Origin of the sequence: Streptomyces sp. NPDC053474, from assembly GCF_044544845.1 — a bacterium.
Taxonomy (GTDB): Bacteria; Actinomycetota; Actinomycetes; order Streptomycetales; family Streptomycetaceae; genus Streptomyces.
Window position 1 is genome coordinate 184,106 of record NZ_JBITXV010000003.1, and the last position, 24,966, is coordinate 209,071.

Annotated in this window: 19 protein-coding genes and 2 tRNA genes; 5 read left to right on the forward strand and 16 right to left on the reverse strand. The window is 73.1% G+C overall.

Translation table 11 applies throughout. The annotated features are described in order from the left end of the window. Positions 1–92: 92 nt before the first annotated feature. Positions 93–1,955 (reverse strand): translation elongation factor 4, encoded by a 1,863-nt coding sequence (lepA, locus tag ACIG3E_RS07645; protein WP_399612529.1) that lies wholly within the window; start codon positions 1,953–1,955, stop codon positions 93–95. A gap of 201 nt (positions 1,956–2,156) precedes the next feature. On the opposite strand from lepA, the gene rpsT reads away from it, so the two are divergent. Further along, positions 2,157–2,423 carry a 30S ribosomal protein S20 gene (rpsT, locus tag ACIG3E_RS07650; RefSeq protein ID WP_399612532.1) on the forward strand — a complete coding sequence of 89 codons (267 nt, stop codon included), beginning with the start codon at positions 2,157–2,159 and terminating at the stop codon, positions 2,421–2,423. 486 nt (positions 2,424–2,909) lie between these two features. Here the strand turns inward: rpsT and holA are convergent, their stop codons facing one another. Next, positions 2,910–3,896, reverse strand: coding sequence for a DNA polymerase III subunit delta (gene holA, locus ACIG3E_RS07655; protein WP_399612535.1), 987 nt, complete (start codon positions 3,894–3,896; stop codon positions 2,910–2,912). A 90-nt stretch (positions 3,897–3,986) separates the two neighbouring features. Here holA and ACIG3E_RS07660 point away from each other — a divergent pair, with 90 nt between their 5' ends. After that, entirely contained in the window at positions 3,987–4,232 is a 246-nt protein-coding gene (locus ACIG3E_RS07660) for a hypothetical protein (protein ID WP_399612537.1), read from the forward strand. A gap of 3 nt (positions 4,233–4,235) precedes the next feature. Here ACIG3E_RS07660 and ACIG3E_RS07665 read toward each other — a convergent pair whose 3' ends face one another. The 6 genes from ACIG3E_RS07665 to leuS all read right to left on the reverse strand — a co-directional run bounded on the left by ACIG3E_RS07665 (position 4,236) and on the right by leuS (position 14,292). After that, positions 4,236–5,138 (reverse strand): YceI family protein, encoded by a 903-nt coding sequence (locus ACIG3E_RS07665; protein WP_399612540.1) that lies wholly within the window; start codon positions 5,136–5,138, stop codon positions 4,236–4,238. 180 nt (positions 5,139–5,318) lie between these two features. Then, a complete protein-coding gene (locus ACIG3E_RS07670) occupies positions 5,319–8,024 on the reverse strand; it encodes a ComEC/Rec2 family competence protein (protein ID WP_399612542.1) in 2,706 nt (901 codons plus the stop codon). Further along, positions 8,021–8,854, reverse strand: a complete 834-nt coding sequence (locus ACIG3E_RS07675; protein ID WP_399612545.1) for a helix-hairpin-helix domain-containing protein — start codon at positions 8,852–8,854, stop codon at positions 8,021–8,023. Before ACIG3E_RS07675 ends, ACIG3E_RS07670 begins: the two co-directional genes overlap by 4 nt. Before the next feature lie 431 nt (positions 8,855–9,285). Continuing rightward, entirely contained in the window at positions 9,286–10,131 is an 846-nt protein-coding gene (locus ACIG3E_RS07680) for a DegV family protein (RefSeq protein WP_242717959.1), read from the reverse strand. 145 nt (positions 10,132–10,276) lie between these two features. Next, the gene (locus ACIG3E_RS07685) at positions 10,277–11,059 is read right to left on the reverse strand and encodes a hypothetical protein (RefSeq protein ID WP_399612547.1); all 783 of its coding nucleotides are present in this window, start codon (positions 11,057–11,059) and stop codon (positions 10,277–10,279) included. A 323-nt stretch (positions 11,060–11,382) separates the two neighbouring features. Beyond that, positions 11,383–14,292 (reverse strand): leucine--tRNA ligase, encoded by a 2,910-nt coding sequence (gene leuS / locus ACIG3E_RS07690; protein ID WP_399612549.1) that lies wholly within the window; start codon positions 14,290–14,292, stop codon positions 11,383–11,385. A gap of 416 nt (positions 14,293–14,708) precedes the next feature. Here leuS and ACIG3E_RS07695 point away from each other — a divergent pair, with 416 nt between their 5' ends. Together ACIG3E_RS07695 and ACIG3E_RS07700 are read left to right on the forward strand one after the other, a co-directional pair. After that, entirely contained in the window at positions 14,709–16,079 is a 1,371-nt protein-coding gene (locus ACIG3E_RS07695; RefSeq protein WP_399612551.1) for a cytochrome b/b6 domain-containing protein, read from the forward strand. Next, positions 16,076–17,662 carry a ferredoxin gene (locus ACIG3E_RS07700; protein ID WP_399612554.1) on the forward strand — a complete coding sequence of 529 codons (1,587 nt, stop codon included), beginning with the start codon at positions 16,076–16,078 and terminating at the stop codon, positions 17,660–17,662. Before ACIG3E_RS07695 ends, ACIG3E_RS07700 begins: the two co-directional genes overlap by 4 nt. Positions 17,663–17,724: 62 nt before the next feature. Here ACIG3E_RS07700 and ACIG3E_RS07705 read toward each other — a convergent pair. From ACIG3E_RS07705 to ACIG3E_RS07720, 4 genes are all read right to left on the reverse strand, one after another. Further along, positions 17,725–17,797: transfer RNA gene (locus ACIG3E_RS07705), tRNA-Ala, on the reverse strand. Between the two features lie 304 nt (positions 17,798–18,101). After that, a complete protein-coding gene (locus tag ACIG3E_RS07710) occupies positions 18,102–18,335 on the reverse strand; it encodes a hypothetical protein (RefSeq protein WP_016643127.1) in 234 nt (77 codons plus the stop codon). 3 nt (positions 18,336–18,338) lie between these two features. Continuing rightward, the gene (locus ACIG3E_RS07715) at positions 18,339–18,515 is read right to left on the reverse strand and encodes a hypothetical protein (protein WP_399612556.1); all 177 of its coding nucleotides are present in this window, start codon (positions 18,513–18,515) and stop codon (positions 18,339–18,341) included. Between the two features lie 89 nt (positions 18,516–18,604). Beyond that, positions 18,605–19,969, reverse strand: coding sequence for an MFS transporter (locus ACIG3E_RS07720; RefSeq protein WP_399613501.1), 1,365 nt, complete (start codon positions 19,967–19,969; stop codon positions 18,605–18,607). Between the two features lie 508 nt (positions 19,970–20,477). Between ACIG3E_RS07720 and ACIG3E_RS07725 the strand changes: the two genes are divergently transcribed. Then, complete coding sequence (locus tag ACIG3E_RS07725) at positions 20,478–21,506, forward strand: helix-turn-helix transcriptional regulator (RefSeq protein WP_399612558.1); 1,029 nt, start codon at positions 20,478–20,480, stop codon at positions 21,504–21,506. Positions 21,507–21,612: 106 nt separating this feature from the next. On the opposite strand, the gene ACIG3E_RS07730 is transcribed toward ACIG3E_RS07725, so the two are convergent. The 4 genes from ACIG3E_RS07730 to ACIG3E_RS07745 form a co-directional block, all read right to left on the reverse strand. Continuing rightward, positions 21,613–21,685 (reverse strand) — tRNA-Ala (locus tag ACIG3E_RS07730). 106 nt (positions 21,686–21,791) lie between these two features. Continuing rightward, complete coding sequence (locus tag ACIG3E_RS07735) at positions 21,792–22,433, reverse strand: histidine phosphatase family protein (RefSeq protein WP_399612562.1); 642 nt, start codon at positions 22,431–22,433, stop codon at positions 21,792–21,794. After that, on the reverse strand, positions 22,430–22,888 hold the full coding sequence (gene rsfS, locus ACIG3E_RS07740) for a ribosome silencing factor (protein ID WP_138959692.1): 459 nt from the start codon (positions 22,886–22,888) through the stop codon (positions 22,430–22,432). The genes ACIG3E_RS07735 and rsfS overlap by 4 nt, the downstream gene beginning before the upstream one ends. 350 nt (positions 22,889–23,238) lie before the next feature. Further along, positions 23,239–24,963, reverse strand: a complete 1,725-nt coding sequence (locus tag ACIG3E_RS07745; protein WP_399612565.1) for an LCP family protein — start codon at positions 24,961–24,963, stop codon at positions 23,239–23,241. Positions 24,964–24,966 lie beyond the last annotated feature (3 nt).

Below are 24,966 nucleotides of genomic sequence, written 5' to 3' on the forward strand. Positions count from 1 at the left end.
GCCGCACTCGCCGACAGACGAAAAGCGCTCGTCCGGGCGACGGACGAGCGCTTTCCACACAGCGGGGGACCCGGCCGCGGCCGGGCGGAGGGCTACTTCTTCTTGGGGCCCTCGTCACTGGAGAGCACCGCGATGAAGGCCTCCTGCGGGACCTCCACGGAGCCGACCATCTTCATCCGCTTCTTGCCTTCCTTCTGCTTCTCAAGCAGCTTCCGCTTACGCGAGATGTCACCGCCGTAGCACTTGGCGAGGACGTCCTTGCGGATGGCGCGGATGGTCTCGCGGGCGATGACCCGCGAACCGATGGCGGCCTGCACCGGCACCTCGAACGCCTGCCGCGGGATCAGCTCGCGCAGCTTGGCGACGAGCCGCACGCCGTACGCGTACGCCGCGTCCTTGTGCGTGATCGCCGAGAACGCGTCGACCTTGTCGCCGTGCAGCAGGATGTCGACCTTGACGAGCTGCGCGGACTGCTCGCCCGTGGGCTCGTAGTCCAGCGAGGCGTAGCCGCGGGTCTTCGACTTCAGCTGGTCGAAGAAGTCGAAGACGATCTCCGCGAGGGGCAGCGTGTAGCGGATCTCGACGCGGTCCTCGGAGAGGTAGTCCATGCCGAGCAGGACGCCGCGCCGGTTCTGGCACAGCTCCATGATCGAGCCGATGAACTCCGACGGCGCGAGGATGGTCGCCCGCACCACCGGCTCGAAGACCTGGTCGATCTTCCCCTCGGGGAACTCACTCGGATTGGTGACGACGTGCTCGGTGCCGTCCTCCATGATCACGCGGTAGACCACGTTCGGCGCGGTGGCGATCAGGTCGAGCCCGAACTCCCGCTCCAGGCGCTCGCGGATCACGTCCAGGTGCAGCAGGCCGAGGAAGCCCACGCGGAAGCCGAAGCCGAGCGCGGCGGAGGTCTCCGGCTCGTACACCAGGGCGGCGTCGTTGAGCTGGAGCTTGTCGAGCGCGTCGCGCAGCTCCGGGTAGTCCGAGCCGTCCAGCGGATACAGGCCCGAGAAGACCATCGGCTTGGGGTCCTTGTACCCGCCGAGGGCCTCGGTGGCGCCCTTGTGCAGGGAGGTGATCGTGTCACCGACCTTGGACTGGCGCACGTCCTTCACACCGGTGATGAGGTAGCCCACCTCACCCACGCCGAGCCCGTCGGCGGCGAGCATCTCGGGCGAGTTCGTCCCGATCTCCAGGAGCTCGTGCGTGGCGCCCGTCGACATCATCCGGATCCGCTCGCGCTTGTTGAGCTGGCCGTCGACGACACGGACGTACGTCACGACGCCCCGGTACGAGTCGTACACCGAGTCGAAGATCATCGCGCGGGCGGGCGCGTCCGCGACGCCGACGGGCGCCGGGACCTCGGCCACGACCCGGTCGAGCAGCGCCTCGACGCCGAGGCCGGTCTTCGCGGAGACCTTGAGGACGTCCTCCGGGTCGCAGCCGATGAGGTTCGCGAGCTCCTCGGAGAACTTCTCGGGCTGGGCGGCCGGGAGGTCGATCTTGTTGAGCACCGGGACGATCTTGAGGTCGTTCTCCATCGCCAGGTACAGGTTGGCGAGGGTCTGCGCCTCGATGCCCTGGGCGGCGTCGACGAGCAGGATCGTCCCCTCGCACGCGGCGAGCGACCGCGAGACCTCGTACGTGAAGTCCACGTGTCCCGGGGTGTCGATCATGTTGAGGATGTGCGCCCTGCCCTGGTCCGGGCCCTCGGTGGGGGCCCAGGGCAGACGCACCGCCTGGGACTTGATCGTGATGCCGCGCTCACGCTCGATGTCCATGCGGTCGAGGTACTGGGCGCGCATCTGGCGCTGCTCGACCACACCGGTCAGCTGGAGCATGCGGTCGGCGAGCGTGGACTTGCCGTGGTCGATGTGCGCGATGATGCAGAAATTGCGGATCAGAGCCGGGTCGGTACGGCTCGGTTCGGGCACATTCTTAGGGGTCGCGGGCACGCAGGGTCCTGTCTCTTGAGGCGCCTTATGCCTCGGGTCGGATCGATACGTAGCCTCCATGGTCCCACGGGTGGGCCGTGCCCATCGGTTTGGGCCGCCCCGAAGGGGCCTGGTACCGTGGTCAGCTGTGTCTCGTAGCCCTCTCAGCGCGAGGCGCATGTCAGAGAAACCAGCGGTACCTGAACCTGAAAAGGCTCTTTCGTGGCGAACATCAAGTCCCAGATCAAGCGGAACAAGACCAACGAGAAGGCGCGCCTGCGCAACAAGTCGGTCAAGTCCGCCCTCAAGACGTCGATCCGCAAGACCCGTGAGGCCGTCGTCGCGGGCGACGTCGAGAAGGCCACCGTCGCCCTGCGCGACGCCAACCGCAAGCTGGACAAGGCCGTCTCCAAGGGCGTCATCCACAAGAACCAGGCCGCCAACAAGAAGTCGGCGCTTGCTTCGCAGGTCGCGTCCCTCCAGGGCTGAGTCCTTCTGGACCACACCTGATGTAACCGTCGGCAGGACCCAGAGCGGGCCCTCTCTCATCCGCTCCCGACCGACACCCCGAGCCCGCACGCGGCCTGCGTTCGCCACGCGGGTGCGAGCTCAACACACTGCGTAACCAAGAGACCCCACGCCTTGCCCCTTTCCCGGGGCGGGGGTGGGGTCTTTTGGGTTTTCTGGGTTCCGGCGTCTTCAGGGGTTCCGGTGTTTCTGGGGTTCCGGTGTTTCTGGGGTTATGGGGGTCCTGGCGGGGCCTGGCGGGGCCTGGCGGGGCTGGGATGTGGCTGGGCTTCTCTGGGCTTGGGCCGGGCCCGGGGCGGGCGCGGGCAGGGGCCCTGCGGGCCGGGAGGGCCAGAGCGCCGCAGGTTGGGCTGAGCCAGGCCGGGGGCGGCGGTGCCGGGGGCCCGGGCCTAGGCAGGCCTGGGGGGCCGGTGTGCGTGGAGGGGGCGGGTGTGGCCCGGGGTCCCGTCAGGGGCGGCGGGGGCGGGCGGCGCGGGCTACGGCGACGACCGCCTTCTCCAGGGCGTACTCGGGATCATCCCCCCCGCCCTTCACCCCGGCATCGGCCTCCGCGACAGCGGCAAGCGCCACCGCCACCCCGTCGGGAGACCACCCCCGCATCTGCTGCCGCACCCGGTCGATCTTCCAGGGCGGCATCCCCAGCTCCCGCGCCAGGTCGGCGGGGCGCCCGCCCCGGGCGGAGGACAGCTTCCCGATGGCCCGCACGCCCTGCGCGAGCGCGCTCGTGATCAGCACGGGCGCGACCCCGGTGGCGAGCGACCACCGCAGCGCCTCAAGGGCCTCGGCGGCCCGCCCCTCCACGGCCCGGTCGGCCACGGTGAAGCTGGAGGCCTCGGCCCGCCCGGTGTAGTACCGCCCGACGACCGCCTCGTCGATGGTCCCCTCGACGTCCGCGACCAGCTGCGCCGCGGCGGAGGCGAGCTCCCGCAGATCGCTGCCGATCGCGTCCACCAGGGCCTGGCAGGCCTCCGGCGTCGCCGAGCGCCCGAGCGTGCGGAACTCTCCCCGCACGAACGCGAGCCGGTCCGCGGGCTTGGTCATCTTGGGGCAGGCGACCTCCCGCGCCCCGGCCTTGCGGGCCGCGTCGAGCAGCCCCTTGCCCTTGGCGCCGCCCGCGTGCAGGAGCACGAGGGTGATCTCCTCCACGGGCGCGCCGAAGTACCCCTTCACGTCCTTGATCGTGTCCGCCGACAGGTCCTGCGCACCGCGCACGACCACGACCTTGCGCTCGGCGAACAGCGACGGGCTGGTCAGCTCCGCGAGCGTCCCGGGCGCCAGCTGGTCGGGGGTGAGGTCCCGCACATCGGTGTCGGCGTCCGCGGCGCGGGCCGCGACGACGACCTCCTGCACGGCACGGTCGAGCAGCAGGTCCTCCTGCCCCACGGCTACCGTGACGGGGGCGAGCGGGTCGTCTTGTGCGTTCTTCCTGGCCATCGCCGTCAAGCATCCCACGCGCCACCGACAGCCGGAGGCGCCGCCGGAACCGCGTCCGGTCCCCCGCCGCCCGTGGGCGAGAATGGCCAGGTGACCGACGTACGACATGTCCTGGTACTGCCCGACCGCGACGCGGCGGAAGAAGTCGCCGAAGAGCTCCCCGACCGTTTCGGCGTGGCCGAGGAGCCCCAGCTCGTACGCGACGCGCTGGCGGGCGAGGACGACGCCGAGGACGCCCAGTGGCTGGTCGTCGTCGAGGACCCCGAGCGGCGTCTGGACCCGGCGGCGCTCGACGGCCTCGCCGCGGAGTACGAGGGCTGGCTGGAAGCCCCCTGAGCCCTACGCCGCGGCCGCCGCGGCGACGCTCTTCGGCACGACCTGGATGTCCAGCTCGATGGTGATGCTGGCGCCGACCGCGGCGATGCCCCGGGCGAGCATGGTCTGCCAGGTGATCGTGAAGTCGTCGCGGTGCAGCTCGGTCGTCGCGCGGCAGGCCGCCCGGGTCTCGCCCTGGATGCCCTGGCCGACGCCCAGGTACTCGGCGTCGAGCGTCACCGTCCGCGTCACGCCGTGCAGCGAGAGCGCGCCGGTGATCGCCCAGCGGTTGCCGCCCTTGTGTACGAAGCGGTCGCTGTAGAACTCCATCGTCGGGTACCGCTCCACGTCCAGGAAGTCACCGGACCGCAGATGGTCGTCGCGCATCTTGACGGCCGTATCGATGGACGCGGCGTCGATCACCACGTGCATCGCGGACTCCTCCATCCGCTCGGCGAGACGGATCGCCCCCGCGAACGTGTTGAACCGCCCGTGGATGCGCGCGAGCCCGATGTGCCGCGCCGTGAACCCGATGGTGGAGTGCATCGGGTCGATGTCCCAGTCCCCCGAATCCGGGAGCGTGGGCAGCTGCGCCACCTGGAGCGTCACGTCGCCCATCGACGCGTGCGCGCCCTCGGCGACCGTGACGTTCGCCCGGTAGGGCGTGAACCCTTCCGCCGACACCGCGAGCCGGTACTCCCCCGCGGGGACCGCCGTCACGAACGACCCGAACGGGTCCGTCCCACCGCTGACGACCTTGCGCCCCATGGTGTCGGTGACGGACAGCTCCGCGTGCCGCACCGACTCGTTCACGGGGTCGAGCACCCGGCAGCTGAGCACCCCGGCACCTGGCGGGACCGCCACCGCCGACAGCGGGCCGGACCGCCCTCCTCGGCTCCAACGGTTTCCCAGCCAACGGCCGAACACTGCGACACACCCCCGCGGGCCTTGACAACACGTATAACGAAGAGGCATTCGATCACCGTTGCGGCATTCGATGCAAACGCGCCCACTTCAGCAAGAACATTGCACAAACAGAAGAACTGCTCCGACTGTCCGGCTGACCCGAATTGATCTCTCCCCCCCTCCTCCCCCAACGCCACCGCCTCAGGACCGGCGCGTGACCACCCCCAGCTCCGCCTCCCCTCCTCCGCCCGCGACCCTGGCCGCCCCTCCGCCCCTTTCCCCTGACCCGCCACCGGCCCGCCCTCCGACCACCGCGATCGCACCGTCCACGTCGGTCCGCACCACCATCGCCCCCATCCCACGCAGCGCGGCCACCGTGCGGGGCGAGGGGTGTCCGTAGGAGTTGTCCGCCCCGCAGGAGATCAGCGCCAGACGCGGCCCGGCCCGCCGCAAGAGCCCGGGATCCTGATACGCCGACCCGTGGTGAGCGACCTTCAGAACGTCCACACGCGGCAGCGTCGCGCCCGCCGGGGTGCGCAACAGGGCTCGCTGCGCGGGCGGTTCGAGGTCGCCGAGCAGCAGCAGGGTGAGGCCCCGGGTGCGCACCAGGAGCGTGACGCTGGCGTCGTTCGCCCCCTCCGGGTCCGGTGCCGGGCGTGGTGCGGGCCAGAGCACCCGCCAGTCGAGCTCCCCCGTGCGCCGCCGCTCCCCGGCCTCGGCCCGCGTCACCGGCACCCCCCGCGCGGCCGCCTGCGCCCGCACGAACGCCACCTGCCCCGGCGGCTCCCCGAACCCCGTCGTCTGGATCGCCCCCACCGAACGCCCCCTCAGCACCCCCGGCAGCCCCGCCACATGGTCCGCGTGGAAGTGCGTGAGCAGCACCAAGGGCACCCGCGTGATGCCGAGCGACCGCAGGCAGCGGTCCACGAGCACCGGGTCGGGCCCCGCGTCGACGACCACCCCGGCACCGGGCCCCGCCGCGAGGACGGTCGCGTCCCCCTGCCCCACATCGCACATCACCAGACGCCACCGGGGCGGCGGCCAGCCCGCGATGACCCGGGTGAGCGGCGGTGGCTGGACGACCACGGCGAGCAGCAGCAGCGCGCACCCCGCGCACACCCACGGGTGCCGCGCGAGCCGCCTGCCGACCAGGACGAGCACCACCGTGACGGCGGCGAGCAGCAGCGCTCCGCGCCAACTGCCCGGCCAATCCACGCCGTTCCCGGGCAGCGACGCCCCCGTCCGCGCGATGCCCGCGATCCACTCGGTCGGCCAACTCGCTCCCCACGCCAGGGCCTTGGCCACCGGCATCGACACCGGCGCCACCGCGAGCACGGCGAACCCGAGCACCGTGGCGGGTGCCACCGCGAACTCCGCCAGCAGATTGCACGGCACCGCCACCAGGCTCACCCGCGCCGCGATGACCGCCACCACCGGCGCGCACACCGCCTGCGCCGCCGCCGCGGCCGCCAGCGCCTCGGCGAGCCGCCCCGGCACCCCGCGCCGCCGAAGCCCGGCGCTCCACCTCGGCGCGAGCGTCAGCAACGCCCCCGTGGCGAGCACGGACAGCAGGAAGCCATAGCTCCGCGACAGCCACGGGTCGTACAGGACGAGCACCAGGACCACGGCGGCGAGCGCCGGGATCAGCGATCTGCGCCGCCCCGTGGCGAGGGCAAGGAGCACCACCAGGCCGCACGCCGCCGCCCGCACCACACTCGGCTCCGGCCTGCACACCAGCACGAAGCCGAGTGTCAGCACGCCCCCGAGCAGCGCCGTCGCCCGCAGCGGAATGCCCAACCGCGGTGCCAGGCCGCGCCGTTCTGCCCGGTGGGCCGTCCCCGGCGGGCCGATGAGCAGCGCGAGGACGATCGTGAGGTTCGCCCCGCTCACGGCCAGCAAATGTGTGAGGTCGGTCGCCCGGAACGCCTGCTCCAGCTCCGGAGGAACCCGGGAGGTGTCCCCGATCACCAGCCCCGGCAGCAGCGCCCGAGCGTCGGCGGGCAGCCCGTCCGTCGCCTCCCGCAGCCCTCCGCGCAGCTCTCCCGCGAACCGCTGCGCCCGAGAAGGCTCCCCGGTCACCCGCGGCCCTCGGTCCCCCGGCACGCGCAGCACCGCCGCGATGCCTCCGCTGTCCGGCAGCGGCGGCACGAGGTCCGCCCGCACCCGCAGCCGCGTGGACGGCAGCAGCCCGAGCCACGAGGAGTCCCGCCGCTGCCCGGTCCCGCGTGCCTCCGCTCGCGCTTCCCGCGCTCCTCGCGGACCTTCGGTGCCGGTGTCGCGTCCCCCTTCCTTCTCCTCCTGCCGCACGACGACCAGCACCGGTGTCCGCGTCGCGGTCGTCGTGCCGTCCGTCTCCGTGACCCGCACGACGTCCGCGTTCAGGACCACGGCCGGTGGCATCGGGCGGTCCCCCGTGACCCGGGGTCTGGTGCGGCGCGGGTCCGACGTCACCTCAAGCTCCGCCGTCACCGTGGCGTACTCCCGGGCGAGCCCGGGGACCGGGCCTCGGTACAGATCCGCCCCGTGCAGCCCTGCGGAGGCCGCCGCCGCCCCGGCGCACAACAGGACGGCCGCCACGCTGACCCGCCCCCAGGCTCCGCCCCGCCACCGGCCCAGGCGGCCGCGCGTCCCCGCCGCCGGGCGCCCGCACGCCGTCCACGTCACCAGCAGGGCTCCGGCGACCACCACACAGACCACCACCGCGCCCACCACCAGGCGGGGCGGGGCGTCAAGCGCCAGGGCCGCGGCCGCCCAGGCCGCCAGGGCGGGCGGCACGAGACGCAGGTCCATTGGGCCTTCCTGGCGGGGGTGGGCCGAGCCGAGGCGCCGGGCCCCAGCGCCACGGGCGTCCGCGCGCCCCGCCCTCGCGTGCCCACCGGCCTGCGGCCACGCACCCGGCCGCCTCATGGCCGCACGAGATTCCGCAGGTCGGCGAAGCGTCGATCGCCGATGCCGTTGACCTCGCGGAGCTCGTCCACCGAGCGGAAGCCGCCGTGCTCCGTGCGGTAGTCGATGATGTGCTGCGCGAGGACCGGGCCGACCCCAGGCAGGGTGTCCAGTTCCTCAGGTGTGGCGGTGTTCAGCGCGACGGGCCCCGTCGTCGCCCCGGGGGCACCGGGCGGTCCGGCCGCCGCTCCCCCTGCGGGCGCTCCGGACGCCGGGGGCGCGGGGCCGCCCACGACCAGTTGCTCACCGTCCACGAGCAGCCGGGCGCGGTTGAGGGCGTCGGTCTTCGTGCCGGGGCGCACCCCGCCCGCGGCCCGCAGCGCGTCGGCGACGCGGGAGCCGGCGGGCAGGCGGAGGACACCGGGGCTGCGGACCTTGCCGCTGACGTCCACGACGAGCCCGCCGCCCGCCTCGCCCGTGGCCCCGGCACCGCCGCCCTGTCCGGCACCGGCCCCCTGGGCGCCCGCAGCCCCTTCGGCTCCCGGAGGCAGCCCCGCGTCCGGCAGCGCTCCCGGTGACGGGGACGGACCCCCCTCAGGGCCGGGCGCCGCCGCCTCACCCACCACGTCCGGCGCCCGGACCGGCTGCGCCCGGCCGCTCCAGAAGTGCTGGGCCGCGAACGCCGCCGCCACGACGAGGACCACCCCGAGCGCGAGCACGCTCCGCCGCTCCACACCGCATCTGCGCTGCGCCCAGACCGGAAGCCGCTCCCGCACGGCGAGCCCGGCCCGCGCCCGCCACGAGGGGGCCGCCCGCGCGGGCCGGTCGTACGCGTCGTCCGCCTCCGGCAAGGCCCCTGCGTACTCCGGCTCGACCGAGGCCGGTGCCGAGGCCGGTGCCGGTGCCGGTGCCGGTGTCAGCGAGGACGCACCAACTCCCGCTCGGCGAAGCCCCACCGGACCGGGCCCGGCCCCGGCAGCCCCACCAGCCCCACCGGCCCCGGCGAAGAGCGTCTCCGCCCGCAGCCGCATCGCCTCCGCCGCGGCCCGCCTGCGCCGGGCACGCCGTCGGGCGTGGCGATGCGTCACTCGGACGTGGGGGCCCGGGCTCGGCTCTCCGCTCGTCGTGCCTGTCGCTGTCCGTGAAGGTGATCGAAGTTCCATGCCAACGACGCTAGACAGCCCGCGGGAAGCGCGTTGATCTTGGTCAATTCCCGGGGACTACCGGGGAGTTGTGGATAACTCAGTCACCCGCACGAGTCCCGGCCGACACCCACGTCACCTCACCGAGGCGACACCACAGCCCCCAGCAGCCCCGGTCCCGTGTGCGCGCCGATCACCGCGCCCACCTCGCTGACGTGCAGCTCCGCCAGTGACGGCACGCGCTCCCTGAGCCGCTCCGCGAGCGCTTCGGCGCGCTCGGGCGCCGCCAGGTGATGGACCGCGATGTCGACCTCGTGCGCACCGGCCTGCTCGACGGCGATCTCTTCGAGCCGGGCGATCGCCTTCGACGCGGTGCGCACCTTCTCCAGGAGCTCGATGCGCCCGCCGTCCAGTTCGAGCAGCGGCTTCACGGCGAGCGCGGAGCCGAGGAGCGCCTGGGCGGCGCCGATCCGCCCGCCGCGGCGGAGGTAGTCGAGGGTGTCCACGTAGAAGTACGCGGACGTGCTCGCGGCCCGCTTCTCGGCGGCGGACACCGCCTCGTCCACGGAGCCGCCCGACTCGGCGGTCTCGGCGGCCGCGAGGGCGCAGAAGCCGAGGGCCATCGCGACCATGCCGGTGTCGACGACGCGCACCGGCACCGGTGCCTCGCGCGCCGCGAGGACGGCCGCGTCGTACGTCCCGGAGAACTCCGCCGACAGGTGCAGCGAGACGATGCCCGTGGCGCCCGCCTCGGCGACCTCGCGGTAGGTGCGCGCGAAGACCTCGGGGCTCGGCCGGGACGTGGTCACGGGTCGGCGCTTCTGCAGGGCGAGCGCGAGGGAGCGGGCCGAGATCTCGGTGCCCTCTTCGAGCGCCTGGTTGCCGAGCACCACGGTCAGCGGCACCGCGGTGATGCCGTGCCGCTCCATCGTCCGTTGCGGCAGGTAGGCCGTTGAATCGGTGACGATCGCGACATGGCGGGACATGAGCTGGAGATTACCCGCAGGGACCCTGACGCGGCAGTCCGACCCCGTCAGCCGGGCGACGGCGCCCATGACGGGCCGCGCGGAGCCGGGCAGGCCCCGGGCAGACCAGTGCCTCGCGACGGCGTCGGCGGCGGATCACACGGGCTCAGGTGGTGCTCTCCGGCTTGGTCTGCTTCTCCCAGGAGTACGTCGGCCGCGGGCTCGGCGGTGTGATCGCGGGTCTCGTCGGCTCCTGGGCGGTGCGGTCGGAGCGCTCCGTGGGGGCCGTCGCGCCGGGCCGGGGCGACGACTCCGCCGGTGCTGGGCCGGGCCACGGCGAGGTGGGCGCGGAGGACGGCGAGGCCGAGGACGCGGGCGGCGCGGCGGGCTGGGTGTCGGACGGCTCCGTCGTCCAGTGCCGCAGGGCGCCCGCCTCCATGTCGATCTGGGTGCGCAGCAGGTCCAGATCGTCGTCCGCGAACTTGTGGGCGCGGTCGCGGGCCGCCCAGCGCAGGGAGTCCGCCGCCTTCGTGATCTGCTGCGTGCGCTCCTTCAGGGAGGGCAGGCGCTGGCTCAGGGTGATGCGGTCCGGCTCGCTCTCCAGGCGCTTCAGCTCGTCGTCCAGCTCGTGGCCGTGGACGCTCAGGCGCTCGAAGAGCGCGAGGGACTCGTGCAGCGAGGGGTCCTCGGCGACGCCCGCGCGCAGGGCGTCCTGGGTGGCCCGCATCGATGTGCGCAGGGTGAGCCGGAGCTGGGCCAGCTCGCCGACGGCGCCGGGCTGCGCGAACGTCTTCGCGCGCAGCGTCGTGTCCTCGACCGTCCGGCGGGCCTGCGAGAGGGTGCGGTCCACGCCGCGCTTGGCGGCGCCCACGGCTTTGACCACCGCATACGCCCCGACTGCCAGGAACAGCACGAAGAGCAGCGCGACCACTGCGATCACGGCTTCCACGATGCTTCTCCTTCGGCCGGGCGGGGCGGTCGGTGAGGTCGTCGGCGGACGGGCCCGTCTGCCTCTCCACGGTAAACGCAGCAGACCGATCGAGGGTTCCAGCGGAACCCGGAACCTGCCCGTAGGGGACTACCCGGATGCCTCGGCCCGACGCCGCAACTCGCCCGGGCTCGCCCAGGGCACACCCGCGGCCCGCCCGGGCCAACGCACCCCACCCGGCGAACAGTTGACCGGCCGGACCCCGTGCGGGATCCGGCCGGTCACCCATGGCCTCACAGACCGTCCGGAACGCGGCGAGCGTCCAGGCGGGCGCCTGGGAAGGGTCAGGCGGGAACGATGTTCACCAGCTTCGGCGCCCGCACGATGACCTTGCGGATGCCCGCGCCGCCCAGCGCGGCCACGACCCGCTCGTCGGCCAGGGCGACCTTCTCCAGCTCGTCGTCGGAGATGGCCGGGGAGACCTCCAGGCGCGCCTTGACCTTGCCCTTGATCTGCACGACGCAGGTCACGGTCTCGTCCACGACGTACGCGGGGTCGGCGACCGGGAAGTCCTGGTGGACGACCGAGTCGGTGTGGCCCAGACGGCGCCACAGCTCCTCGGCGATGTGCGGGGCCAGCGGCGCCACCAGCAGCACCAGACGCTCGGCCACGGAGCGCGGCACCGCGCTCCCGGCCTTGGTCAGGTGGTTGTTCAGCTCGGTGATCTTGGCGATGGCGGTGTTGAACCGCATGCCCTCCAGGTCCTGGCGGACGCCGTCGATCGCCTTGTGCAGGGCGCGCAGCGCGTCCTCGCCGGGCTCCGCGTCCACGACGGTCACCTCGCCGGTGGCCTCGTCGACGATCAGGCGCCACAGGCGCTGCAGCAGCCGGTACTGGCCGACGACCGCGCGCGTGTCCCACGGGCGGGACACGTCCAGCGGGCCCATCGCCATCTCGTACAGGCGCAGGGTGTCCGCGCCGTACTCCTCGCAGATCTCGTCCGGGGTGACCGCGTTCTTCAGGGACTTGCCCATCTTGCCCAGCTCGCGCTTGACCGGCTCGCCCTCGAAGAAGTACTGCCCGTCGCGCTCCTCGACCTCGGCGGCCGGGACCGGGAAGCCGCGGCTGTCGCGGTAGACGTACGCCTGGATCATGCCCTGGTTGAACAGCTTGTGGAACGGCTCGGCCGACGAGATGTGGCCCAGGTCGAACAGGACCTTCGACCAGAAGCGCGCGTACAGCAGGTGCAGCACGGCGTGCTCGGCGCCGCCGACGTACAGGTCGGCGCCGCCGGTGGGCTGGCCCGCGCGCGGGCCCATCCAGTAGCGCTCGATGTCGGGGGCGACCAGCCGCTGGTCGTTGTGCGGGTCCAGGTAGCGCAGCTCGTACCAGCAGGAGCCCGCCCAGTTGGGCATGGTGTTGGTCTCGCGGCGGTACTTCTTGGGGCCGTCGCCCAGGTCCAGCGTGACGTTGACCCAGTCCTCGTTGCGGGACAGCGGGGTCTCCGGCCGGGTGTCGGCGTCGTCCGGGTCGAAGGTGCGCGGCGAGTAGTCGTCGACCTCCGGCAGCGGCAGGGGCAGCATCGACTCGGGCAGCGGGTGGGCGACGCCGTCCTCGTCGTAGACGATCGGGAAGGGCTCGCCCCAGTAGCGCTGGCGGCTGAACAGCCAGTCGCGCAGCCGGAAGTTGACGGTGCCGCGGCCGATGCCCTCGCGCTCCAGCCACTCGGTGACGCGGGCCTTGGCCTCGACGACGGACAGGCCGTCCAGGGAGACGTCGGCACCGGAGGAGTTGACGATCTTCGCTTCGTACGAGGCGAAGGCCTCGTCCCACGTCGACGGGTCCGTGCCCCGGTCGTCGGAGGGCTCGACCACACAGCGCATCGGCAGCTCGAAGGCGCGCGCGAAGGCGAAGTCGCGGGTGTCGTGCGCCGGGACGGCCATGATCGCGCCGGTGCCGTAGCCCATCAGGACGTAGTCGGCGATGAAGACCGGGACGCGCTCGCCGCTGACCGGGTTCGTGGCGTACGCGCCCGTGAAGACGCCGGTCTTCTCCTTGGCGTCGGCCTGGCGCTCGACGTCGGACTTGGCGGCGGCGACGGCACGGTACTTGGCGACGGCCTCGGCGGGCGTCGCGTGGCCGCCGGTCCACACCTCGTGGGTGCCCTCGGGCCAGGCGGCCGGGACCAGCGAGTCCACCAGCTCGTGCTCGGGCGCCAGGACCATGTACGTGGCGCCGAACAGGGTGTCCTGGCGGGTGGTGAAGACCGTGATCGCCGCGTCGCCGGAGCCGACGGGGAAGTCGACGCGGGCGCCTTCGGAGCGACCGATCCAGTTGCGCTGCTGCAGCTTGATGGCCTCGGGCCAGTCCAGCGCGTCCAGGTCCTCCAGGAGGCGGTCGGCGTACGCCGTGATGCGCATGTTCCACTGGCGCAGCTTGGACTTGAAGACCGGGAAGTTGCCGCGCTCGGAGCGGCCGTCGGCGGTGACCTCCTCGTTCGCCAGGACGGTGCCCAGGCCCGGGCACCAGTTGACGGGGGCCTCGGAGGCGTAGGCCAGGCGGAAGCCGCTCAGGACGTCGGCGCGCTCGGCGGCGGACAGCTCGCTCCACGCGCGCGTGGAGTCCGGTACGACGCGCTCACCGGTCTCGAACTGGGCGACCAGGTCGGCGATCGGACGGGCCTTGCGCAGCTCGTCGTCGTACCAGGAGTTGAAGATCTGCAGGAAGATCCACTGGGTCCACTTGTAGTACTCCGGCTCGATCGTCGCGAACGAGCGGCGCTTGTCGTGGCCCAGGCCCAGACGGCGCAGCTGCGCCTTCATGTTGGCGATGTTGGCCTCGGTGGACACGCGCGGGTGCGTGCCGGTCTGCACCGCGTACTGCTCGGCGGGCAGGCCGAAGGCGTCGAAGCCCAGGGAGTGCAGGACGTTGTGGCCCGTCATGCGCTGGAAGCGCGCGAACACGTCGGTGGCGATGTACCCCAGGGGGTGACCGACGTGCAGACCCGCACCCGAGGGGTACGGGAACATGTCCATGATGAACTTCTTGGGGCGGGCCGCCAGCTCCGGGTCGCCGGCCAGGTCACCGCTCGGGTTGGGTGCTTCGTACGTGCCGTCGGCGTCCCAGACGTCCTGCCAGCGCGCCTCGATCTCGGCCGCCAGGGCGGCCGTGTAGCGGTGCGGCGCGGCCGCCTCGGCGGCCGAAGGGGCGCCCCCCGCGCCTTCGGCGGTGGCGGAGGAATTCGTCTCGCTCATGGTCCTCAAAGCTCCATCGATCGTCTCTGCCTGCGGAAACGGCCGTGCGGCCAAATAAAAATGCCCCTCGCACAGGAGGGGACGCCGCGCCGATTCCGACCACGCTCACTGGGCGGTCGGGACTGATCAGCGCGGCCCGCTAAGCAGAAGGCGTACGGCACGCATGGCGTCAGAGTACCGCAGGGCCCCGAGCCCGGGCGACGCAGTTCGTCCCGCTCCGGCCGGATCCGGCCTCGCGGCGCCGCACGGAAAGCGGAGGCTCACCCTTGGCCAAGGATTACTCCGCGTACCGCCCACTATCGGGGCAACGCCAAGATCGAGTCGCACTTCGATAACAACGCAATAACTCAAACCACGTACCCGTCGGTATGGGGCGACTTAGCATGCGGCGACCGGACCATTTCGGAGTCGCCCCCATGAACCCTCTGCACCCGCACCGCAAGCGTCCCCGGAGCCCCGCGTTATCCGGCTCCCCCTCGCTCCGCTCGTCGGCCGGGCCGTTCACCGGCTCGTTCACCGGCTCGTTCGCCGGGCCGGGCAGAGCGGCCCGCGGCCTGCTGACCACGGCCGCGCTGCTCCTGATACCCCTGCTGGTGTTCGCGGGAGGCGACGACTTCCGTGCCGCCCTCGACTACACCACCGGCGTCCTGTCCCTGGTCTCCCTGACCGCGTCCGTCGCGTGGGGCCTGGTCGCGTCGGACCGCCTCTTCCTGGGCTCCCGCCAGCGCCTGCTCGCCCAGGCCGTGCACCGGGCCACCGCGGTCGCCTCCGTCGGCTTCCTGCTCCTGCACGGCACCGTCAAACTCGCCCTCGACCACGTGTCCCTGGTGGGCGCGGTCATCCCCTTCGGCCTCGGCGTCACCGGCGGCGACGGCCTCATCGGCCTGGGGTCGCTCGCAGGCCTGCTGATGGTCACCACCAGCGTCACCGGCGCCCTGCGCAGCGCCTTCGCCTCGCCGGTCCAGGTCGCCTCGCGCTGGCGGGCCCTGCACATGCTCGCCTACCCCGCCTGGTGCGCCGCCCTGATCCACGGCCTGTACGCGGGCCGTCCGCCGAAGCCGTGGGTGGTCGCCCTGTACTGCCTGTGCCTCGTCGCGGTCGCCGGAGCCATGGCGCTGCGGGCGGCACCGCCCCCGGTCAAGCGCAAGGCGGCCACCCGGATCCTCGCCGTCCTCGAACCCGACGGCCGGGGAACGCCCGGCCGGTCGCGCCGCCGCGCCCCGGCGGCCGTCCGGGCCCCCGGGACCGCCCCGCTCCCGGGCACGGCCCCCGACGGCCGCGGCGCCCCGGCCGAGCAGGCCCCCGTCACCGGCATCGCCGCCGCCTACCGCGCGCTCGCCACGCCCGCCGACCAGGACGAGACCGATCTCCCGCAGGACCTCAGGACGACCGAGGTCCTGCCCACCGTCGCGCCTCGCTGGCCCGCCCCCTCGCCGCCACCTCCCGCCGAGGCCCCCGGCCCCCCGTTTTCCCATGACTCCGTAGACACCCGGTACGACTCCGTAGACACCGGATACGACTTCCCGGGCGTGCGATACGACTCCGTAGACCCCCAAGACACGCAACACGACTACGGAGACACCCGGTTCGGCTCCGACGAACCGGGCCCGCACTCCGAGGGCCGCTACGACACCGGGTCCCGGCCCGTCTACCACCCGCCCGCGGCCGACCCGCCGTACGAGCCCGTGCGCGAAGGCGACGGGACCGCCGCACAACCCCTACTCGGCCCGTTCCAGGCGCCCAGCACCGGTGAGCCCTGGAACGCGCCTGCCGGAGGCAGCAAGTGAACGCGCCCCTGCCCGACGTCCCCGAAGTCCGCGTCGTCGGGCTTCCGCTGCTGACCTCGGGCTTCGATCTGGTCGAGCGGCTCGACCTCGCCATGCACCTGAAGGTGCACGGCCCGCTCAAGGCCGTGGCGGGCGAGCAGCTGGCCGGGCTCGCGGAGGCGATCGGCCTGCGCGGCCGGGGCGGCGCGGGCTTCCCGTTCGCCACGAAGCTGCGGGCCGTCGCCGAGTCCGCGATCCGCCGCGGCGTACGTCCCGTGGTCGTCGTCAACGGCAGCGAGGACGAGCCCGCCTGCCGCAAGGACACCGTCCTGATCAACCGCGCGCCGCACCTCATCCTGGACGGCGCCCTGCTCGCGGCCGAGGCCCTGGGCGCGCGCACCCTGGTCGTCGGTGTGACCCGTGACTCCACGGAGGCGTCGATGCGCGCAGCGCTCGGCGAGCGGGGCCTGAGCGACCGGCGCGGCTCGCGCCTTCGCGCGCGCGTGCAGCGCAACCCCGTGCGCATGGTGACCGGCGAGTCCTCCGCGCTCGTACGCTCCGCGGACGGCGGCCCCGCGCTGCCTCCGGGGCGCAAGGTCCGCACCGCGGACTCCGGGGTGGGCGGCGCGCCCACGCTCCTGTCGAACGCGGAGACCTTCGCGCAGCTCGCCGTCGCCGCCCGGACCGGCGCGGACCGCTACCGCCGCACAGGACTGCGCGACGAGCCCGGCACCGTCCTGCTGACCGTCTCCGGGGCCGTCGCGCGCCCCATGGTGGTGGAGGTCCCAACGGGCGTCCCGCTGCGGTACGTTCTGCAGCTCGCGGGCGCTCCCCCGCTGCCGCAGGGCGTCCTGACGGGCGGCTACCACGGCAAGTGGCTGGACCCGGTCACCGCGCACGACGCCGTCGTCTCCCGTGCCGCCCTGGAGGCCTGCGGGGGCGCGCTGGGCGCGGGCGCCGTGCTGCCGATCGGCCCCGGCACCTGTCCGCTCGGTGAGTCCCTGCGCGTGGCCCACTGGCTGGCGGCCGAGAGCGCGGGCCAGTGCGGCCCCTGCTACCTGGGCCTGCCCGCCGCCGCGCGCGGGCTCGCGGACGTCCTGGACGGCGGCGGACCGACCGCCCTGGAGGCGCTGCGCGAGGTGACGCGGGCGGTGAAGCGGCGCGGCGCCTGCAAGCATCCCGACGGCTCGGCGGCCTTCCTGGAGTCCACGATCGCGGCCTTCACCGACGACCTGGCGGCACACGTCCTGGGAGACGGCTGCGGGCGCCCGGTGGAGGGCGTACTGCCCCTCCAGGACGACGCGCCGCGGGGCGAGGCGCCCAGCGGCCGCAAGCTCGCCGTCGACTGGACGCTGTGCCAGGGCCACGGCCTGTGCGCCGACATCGTCCCGGAGCTGATCCAGCTGGGCCCCGACGGCTTCCCGTCGGTCGCGGAGGCGGCGGTGCCGCGCTATGCGGAAGCCCGCGCCCAGCGCGCCGTGCGGCGCTGCCCCGCGCTCGCCCTGCGCGTCGAGGAGGACCCGGCGGCGCCCGGCGCGTCCCGGACCCTGCCGATGCTGCCGCGCGGGCGCGGGCGCCGCGCCCTGGGCAGCGGACGGCCGTAGAACACGAGGAGGACACACGAGAGCGGGCCACCCGATCCGGGTGGCCCGCTCTCCATTCACTGTGGAGCTAAGGAGAATTGAACTCCTGACCTCTTGCATGCCATGCAAGCGCTCTACCAACTGAGCTATAGCCCCTTGCTGTGTTCCGCCCGGTTTCCCCGGCGGCTCCGCCAACATTACACGGTGGACCCCCCGCACCACCAAATCGTTTCCGTTCCGGACGCTCAGCGGCGCCAGCGGCCCGCGTCGCGGAGGGCGCGACCGCGCGTGCGGGCGACGACCTGCACGCGCTGCGTGCGACCGAGGCGCCCCTGCTCATGACGTACCCGCCCTGCGGCACGCGTGCGTGGCCACCCGGGCGCTCCTGACGACGACGGTGTGGGCGGCGCGGGCCCCGCGGGCGCGCGGAGAGCCCGGGGAGACCTCTCCGGGGCCGCGCTCAGGCGGTGGCGAAGGAGTAGAAGCGTTTGAGCGTGCAGTGCTCGTCGAGCAGACGGCCGTAGATCGGCTCGCCTTCGAGTTCGCGGTACGTCTCGATGGGGTCGCCTTTTATGATCAGCGCCCGCGCGCACTCCTCGCACCAGTACTGGTAGTCCGGGTTCACCGGCTCCATGTCGCGGACGATCGGCGTACCGCTGCCGCACCAGTCGCACTTACGCCTGTGTGCACCCATCGATCAGCTCCAGCTGTGGCCGCAGGCCGTGCACACGTAACTGACTCCGCCGTTGTCACCGAGGACTTGGGCGACGTGGGCCGAACCGCAGGAAGGGCAGTTGAGGAGCGTGGCGTCACCGGACCGTATCTCCGCCACTTCGGGGAGGCCGCCGGCCTCCTCGAGGATGCTCGCAGGCATCGCGCTCTCCCTCCCGTCGGGTCACCGTCGGCGCACTGGTGCAGTCCCCTTCCGGCCCCCCGAATTCTGCCACGACCACGGCGAGCCGGTCAGCGACGCATACGTACCAGTCCGGACACGGCCCCTAGGGCGGCCGCCGCGGCGAGCGCGTAGAAGCACACCAGGAGCGCGTCCGCCGACGCATACGCTCCCGGAGCCCCCGGCGACTCAAGCCGACCGAGGAAGAGCGCGCCGAAGACCGCGACGCCCGTCACCTGGCCGAGCTGGGTGACGGTCGCGAGGAGACCGCTGGCGTCCGCCGCGTCCTCGGGCCTGACCGTCGCCAACGCGCGCGTGAGGACCGGGCTGAAGCCGAGCGACATCCCGATGCCCACGGCGACGAACGCCACGTACAGCCAGCCGCCGACGTCACGGCCGTCGCGCAACAGCAGGCCCACGGCGAGGCTCGCCACCGCGGTGAGCGCGAATCCGCAGGGGACGAGCGCCGGTTGGACGGCCCGGGGCCACTTCCGCCAGGTCAGGCCGACCGCGCCGAAGAGCATGGCGGTCGGGGCGAACGTCAGCCCCGCACGCAGCGCGCTGTAGTCGAGGCCGCCCTGCAGGTGCAGCGTGAGCACGAACAGGAAGCCCGCGTTGACCGCCATGATGACGGCGAGGCGGAGGACGGCGACGCCCATGCCCGGGGTGCGCAGCAGCCTCGGCGAGATCAGCGGCGCCCCACCGCGCTTGGCCAGCCGGGACTCGTAGCCGCAGAACAGGGCGAAGAACACCGCGCAGGCGGCCAGGGACAGCCAGGTCCACAGCGGCCAGCCCTTCTGTTCGCCGAGGACCAGGGGCACGGTGAACAGCGAGACGGTGGCGCCGAGCAGGACGAGACCCGGCAGGTCGAGGCCGCGGGCGCGCCCGGCGGGGAGCGTGCCGTCGGTCGGCAGGACGCGGGCGGCGAGCGCCAGCAGGACCACGCCGACCGGCACGTTCACGAGGAACACCGGGCGCCAGCCGGTGCCGAACAGATCGGCGCTGACCAGGACGCCGCCGACCACCTGCCCGGCCGCGGCCCCCGTGGCGAGCACCGCCGAGTAGGCGCCGAGGGCCCGCACCCGGGCCTCCCCGGTGAAGGTGCGCTGGATGAGGCTCAGGACCTGCGGAATGAGCAGCGCGGAGCCCGCGCCCTGGACCAGGCGGAACGCGATCAGCTGGCCGGTGCTCTGGCTCAGTCCGCAGGCCAGCGACGCGGCGGTGAACAGGGCGAGCCCGGCGAGGTAGACGCGCCGGTGTCCGAGCCGCTCGCCGAGCCGGGCACCGGTGATCAGCAGGACGGCGTACGTGATGGTGTAGCCCGCGATGACGAGTTGCAGCCCGGCGCCGGACGCGTGCAGGTCGTTACGGATCGTGGGCGCCGCGACGTTGACGATGAACACGTCGAGCAGCGCCATGAACTGGGCCGCGAGCACGGCCGCGAGCACGCGTCCCGGGCGATTGTCAGTGCCAGGGGCTTTACTGGATGCGGGAGTTGAGACCGGACTCGGTGCCGAGGGTCTTGTGGTCGTCATGCACATGAGCGTGTCGACGGTTCGGTACAGGTAGTGAGAGCCCGCCGATGCTGGTACTGACAGCACCTGGCACGGGGCGGTCCTGATGGTGACGATGGGGGACGTGACGATGGGGGACGTGACGACGATGGACACGACGAGCAGGGCACGCCCGCGCACCGCACCGGGCCGTGCGGCTCGGGGGCCCGCGCCCGGCACAACGGCTCCGGCACCCGCGCCCGGCACAACGGCTCCGGCACCCGCGCCCGACGCAACGGCTCCGGCACCCGTCGACGTGCCCCCGGGCCCCCTGCCCGGCCCAGCGGCCCCCGCCCCTACGTCCGACCAGGCGGCCCCCGCCTCCGCACAGGGCCCCGCGCCGGACCAGGCGACACCGGCCCCCGCGTCCGGCCGAGCGCCCCTGGACCCCATGCCCGCCCACGCGGCCCCGCGCACCCCGCCAAGCCCGCCGAACCCGCCCGTGCTCCCCGGCGTCCACGGTGCAGGGCGTCCGACCAGTGCCGCACGGGGGTCGGCCACCGGTCGGGCGCCCCGCACGGCCGACGCCGGGGCCGCCCCCGCAGCCACGGCCGCCTCCACCCGCACGCCCGCGTCCGCGGCCCGGCGGCGCCCCGAGCTGGCCGCCTTCCTGCGCAGCCGCAGGGCCCGGGTCACCCCGGCCGACGTGGGCATGCCGCCGGGCCCGCGCCGCCGCACTCCGGGGCTGCGCCGCGAGGAGGTCGCCCAGCTCTCCGGCGTCGGCGTGACCTGGTACACGTGGCTGGAGCAGGGCCGCCCCATCAACGCCTCCGCGCAGGTCCTGGACGCCGTCGCCCGCACCCTGCGCCTGGACCGGGCGGAGCGCGAGCACCTGTACCACCTGGCCGAGGTGCCGTACGCCGTCCGGCACGAGGCGGCGGCCGAGGCGGTCGGCCCCGAGGTCCAGGGCATCATCGACGCCCTGGACCCGCACCCGGCCGTGGTCTACAACACGCGGTACGACATCCTCGCCACCAACCCCGCCTACCGCGATCTGTTCATGGTCCCCGAGATGGAGTCCATAGGCGTGCCGAACGTCCTGTGGACCCTCTTCGTGGTGCCCCGGTGCGACTGCCCGCTGGTCTTCCGGGACACGGAGCTGCCGGTGATGGTGGCCACGCTGCGCGGCGCGTACGGGCGGCACGTGGGCGAGCCCGCCTGGGAGGAGTTCATCCGCGGACTGTCCCTGGCGAGCCCGGAGTTCGCGGACCTCTGGGCGAGCGGGAACGTCATACCCCCGGGGCCGCGGGTGAAGACCTTCCGCCACGCGGCGGTCGGCGAGCTGCGGATGACGTCGGTCTCGCTGTCCATCAACGGCATGCCGGAGTGCCGGATCGTGGTCTACACCCCGGACGACGAGGAGACCCGCAGGGCAACGGCCCGGCTCCGGGAGCTGCGGCACGCGGAGAGCGGCCGCTGAGCAACGACGGCGCCGAGCGGCAAGAGCAACGAAAGCGCTGAGCAAAGCAAGAAGACCAGCGGACAACAAAAAGTCCCGCCCCCTGACGGGGACGGGACCGGGACTGTGGAGCTAAGGAGAATCGAACTCCTGACCTCTTGCATGCCATGCAAGCGCTCTACCAACTGAGCTATAGCCCCTTGCGTTCTTCCCGCTCTGCGGGGCGAACAAGAAGAACTTTAGCCTGCCACCTGCCCAAACGCGAAATCCGCGTCGGGATCGGCCACGAGGGCCGTGACCTGGGGGCTAGTCGTCGTCGCCGAGCACCGGCTCGGGCAGCGTGCCCGCGTTGTGCTCGAGGAGGCGCCAGCCGCGGGCGCCCTGGCCGAGGACGGACCAGCAGCAGTTGGAGAGCCCGCCCAGGCTTTCCCAGTGGTGCGAGTCCAGGCCGAGGAGGCGGCCGATGGTCGTACGGATCGTGCCGCCGTGGCTGGCCACGACGAGCGTGCCGTCCTCCGGCAGCTTCTCCGCGTGCCGCAGCACGATGGGGGCGGCCCGGTCGGCGACCTCGGTCTCCAGCTCACCGCCGCCGCGCCGCACCGGCTCGCCGCGCTTCCAGGCGGCGTACTGCTCGCCGAAGCGGTCGATGATCTCCTCGTGGGTGAGGCCCTGCCACTCCCCCGCGTACGTCTCGCGCAGGCCCTCGTCGTGCGTGACGTCGAGGCCCGTGACGGCGGCGAGCTCGGCGGCTGTCGCGGCGGCGCGCTTGAGGTCGGAGGCGATGATCGCGTCCGGCTTCAGCGAGGCGAGCAGCCGGGCGGCACGGCGCGCCTGGGCGACACCGGCCTCGGTCAGCTCGATGTCCGTGGAGCCCTGGAAGCGGCGCTCCAGGTTCCAGGACGTCTGGCCGTGCCGCCACAGGATGATGCGGCAGCCGCGGGCAGTCACCGCAGCTCACCACCGAGGTGCCGCATCTCCTCGGCCTCCTCGGCGGCCTGCTGGAGCTTGGCGTGCTCCGCGGCCTTGCCGCGCGTGGCCTTGGCGTCGGCGGGCAGCTCGATCTCGGGGCAGTCCTTCCACAGCCGCTCGAGGGCGTAGAAGACGCGCTCCTCGCTGTGCTGGACGTGGACGACGATGTCGACGTAGTCGAGGAGGATCCAGCGGGCGTCGCGGTCGCCCTCGCGGCGCACCGGCTTGGCGCCGAGCTCCTTGTTCAGGCGCTCCTCGATCTCGTCGACGATCGACTTGACCTGGCGGTCGTTCGGCGCCGAGGCGAGCAGGAAGGCGTCCGTGATCGACAGCACGTCGCTGACGTCGTACGCGATGATGTCGTGCGCGAGCTTGTCGGCGGCCGCCTGGGCGGCGACGGTGATGAGCTCGGTGGAGCGGTCCGTGGCGGTCACTAGAGAGCTTTCCTTCAGACGGGCAATACCCGTCAAGGGTCTCACGGACTGCGGACGGCTCCCCAGAGGATTATTCGATCACCGGGCCCCCGGGCGGAACGGACACCCCCGCTCAGCACCCCCGCCAGCCCCGCCGGACGTCTCCGGCAGGACCGCCACACCGCCCCCGGCAGCCCCGCCGCACACCCCCGACAGCCCCGCCAGACAGCTCCGGCAGGGCCCATCGACGACCCCGACAGCCCTGCCGACAGCTCCACCAGGACCCGCCGAAGACCCCCGCAGCCCTACCGGCGGCTCCGGCAGGACCTGCCGAGGCCCCCGCAGCCCGCCGACGGCTCCCGTCGGCGGGCTCAGCGGCTCTTGTAGTCCTGGCCGAGCACCACGGACACGTCCGCGTTCGACGCCGGGTCGCCCTTGCGGACGGCGCTCGCGGGCAGGCCCAGGGTCTTGGCGACCTCCGCCGCCTCCTTCTTCTTGTCCGCGTCGCCGTAGGTGACCTGCGAGGACGTGGCGGGCGCGGAGCCGGTGCCGCCGTCGACGAAGGTGTAGCCGCCGTTGACGAGGGCGATGCGGGCGTTCTCGGTGGCGGTCTTGGCGCCGGTGGCGTTGCGCACGCCGACGCGCACCGCCGCGCCCTGCTCCGGGCTCTTCACGACGCCGCCGAGCACGTCCTTGACGACACCGGCGGCCGCCTTCTCCGTCAGCGTGCCGTCCTGCCGCACCGGAAGGAGCGCGGTCGCGTAGTCGCCGCCCTTGGCGCGGTCGGCGAGCTTGGCGAGGAAGGTGCCGAGGTCCTTCTCCTTCAGGGACGGGTCGAGGATCTGCGCGAGCGACTGCACGGTGACCGTGGCGGCCTGCGGGTCGGACGACAGCTTGCGCAGTACGCCCTGCATGACCTGGCCGAACCGCGCGAGCTGCGCGTTCTCGCCCTCGCCGGGCGCGCGGTAGGTGGCGTAGGCGACGGCCATCGGTCCGCTGAGGGTCTGCTGCTCGCCCTTCTTGACGAGCGGCGCCTCGCCCTTGCGCTTGGCCTTGGGGTCCGGCACGTCGGCGTTGGTGTCGATGTCGATGTTGCCGACGAGTTCGACGAGGTTGTTGAGGTAGGGGGTGTCGAGGCGCCAGGTGCCCTCGACATGGGTGCCGAGCAGCGTGTCCAGCTCCTCGCGCGTGCCGGTCGAGCCGTCGTCGTCGACGGACTTGCCGAGCGTGGTCGTGGTGCCGTCGTCGCCGGTCAGGGCGAGGGAGTTGGGCAGCAGGACGGCGGAGCCGCGCTTGGTGGTGGTGTTGTTCACCAGGAGCACGGTGGAGGTGCCGCCGCCCTTGGTGTTGTGCAGGTGCACGACGACGACGTCGCGCTTCTGCGGCCCGGCGGCGGCCGCGCCGCCGGACTTGTCCTCCGACTGGCCGGGCAGCTCGCCCGCGGCCCACAGATAGCCGACGCCGCCGACCAGGGCGAGCGCGAGCACGACGACCAGCGCGACGACCCGCGAGCGGCCCCGCCGCTTGGCCTCCTCGCGCCGCTCGGTACGGCTCTCCGTGAACTTCAGCCAGTCGATGACGTCTTCGGAGTCCTCGTCGGGCTCCTCGATGAAGGAGAACTGCGCGGTGTGGTACTCGCGCTGCTCCGAGGGCTCCGGTCCAGGGCCGGGCTGGTGCTGGTGCTGGTGCTGGTGCTGGTGAGGCTGCTGAGCCTCCTGTTGCTGCTGAGGCTCCCGGTGCTGCTGGGCCTCTTGATGCTGCTGAGGCTCCTGGTGCTGCTGATCCCACGAAGGCCGCTGCTCAGGCTGTTGCTGCTGTGGGATCCACCCGGTCTGCTCCCCGGCGTCGTACGACGCCCCGGCCCCGTACGAGACCTCGTACGACGGCGCGTACGCGTCATAGCCATAGCCCTGCGCCTGAGGCTGGGGCTGGGGCTGGGGCTGCGCGGCGTACGCGTCGTACGCGGGGGCCGCCGCCTGACGGGGCACCAGTTGGTAGACCGGCCGCCCGTACTCGTCGTACCCGACGATCTCGTACTGAGCCGCCGCGTCACCCTCGTACTCGCCGCCGTACGGGTCGTACTGTCGGTCGTTCACCGG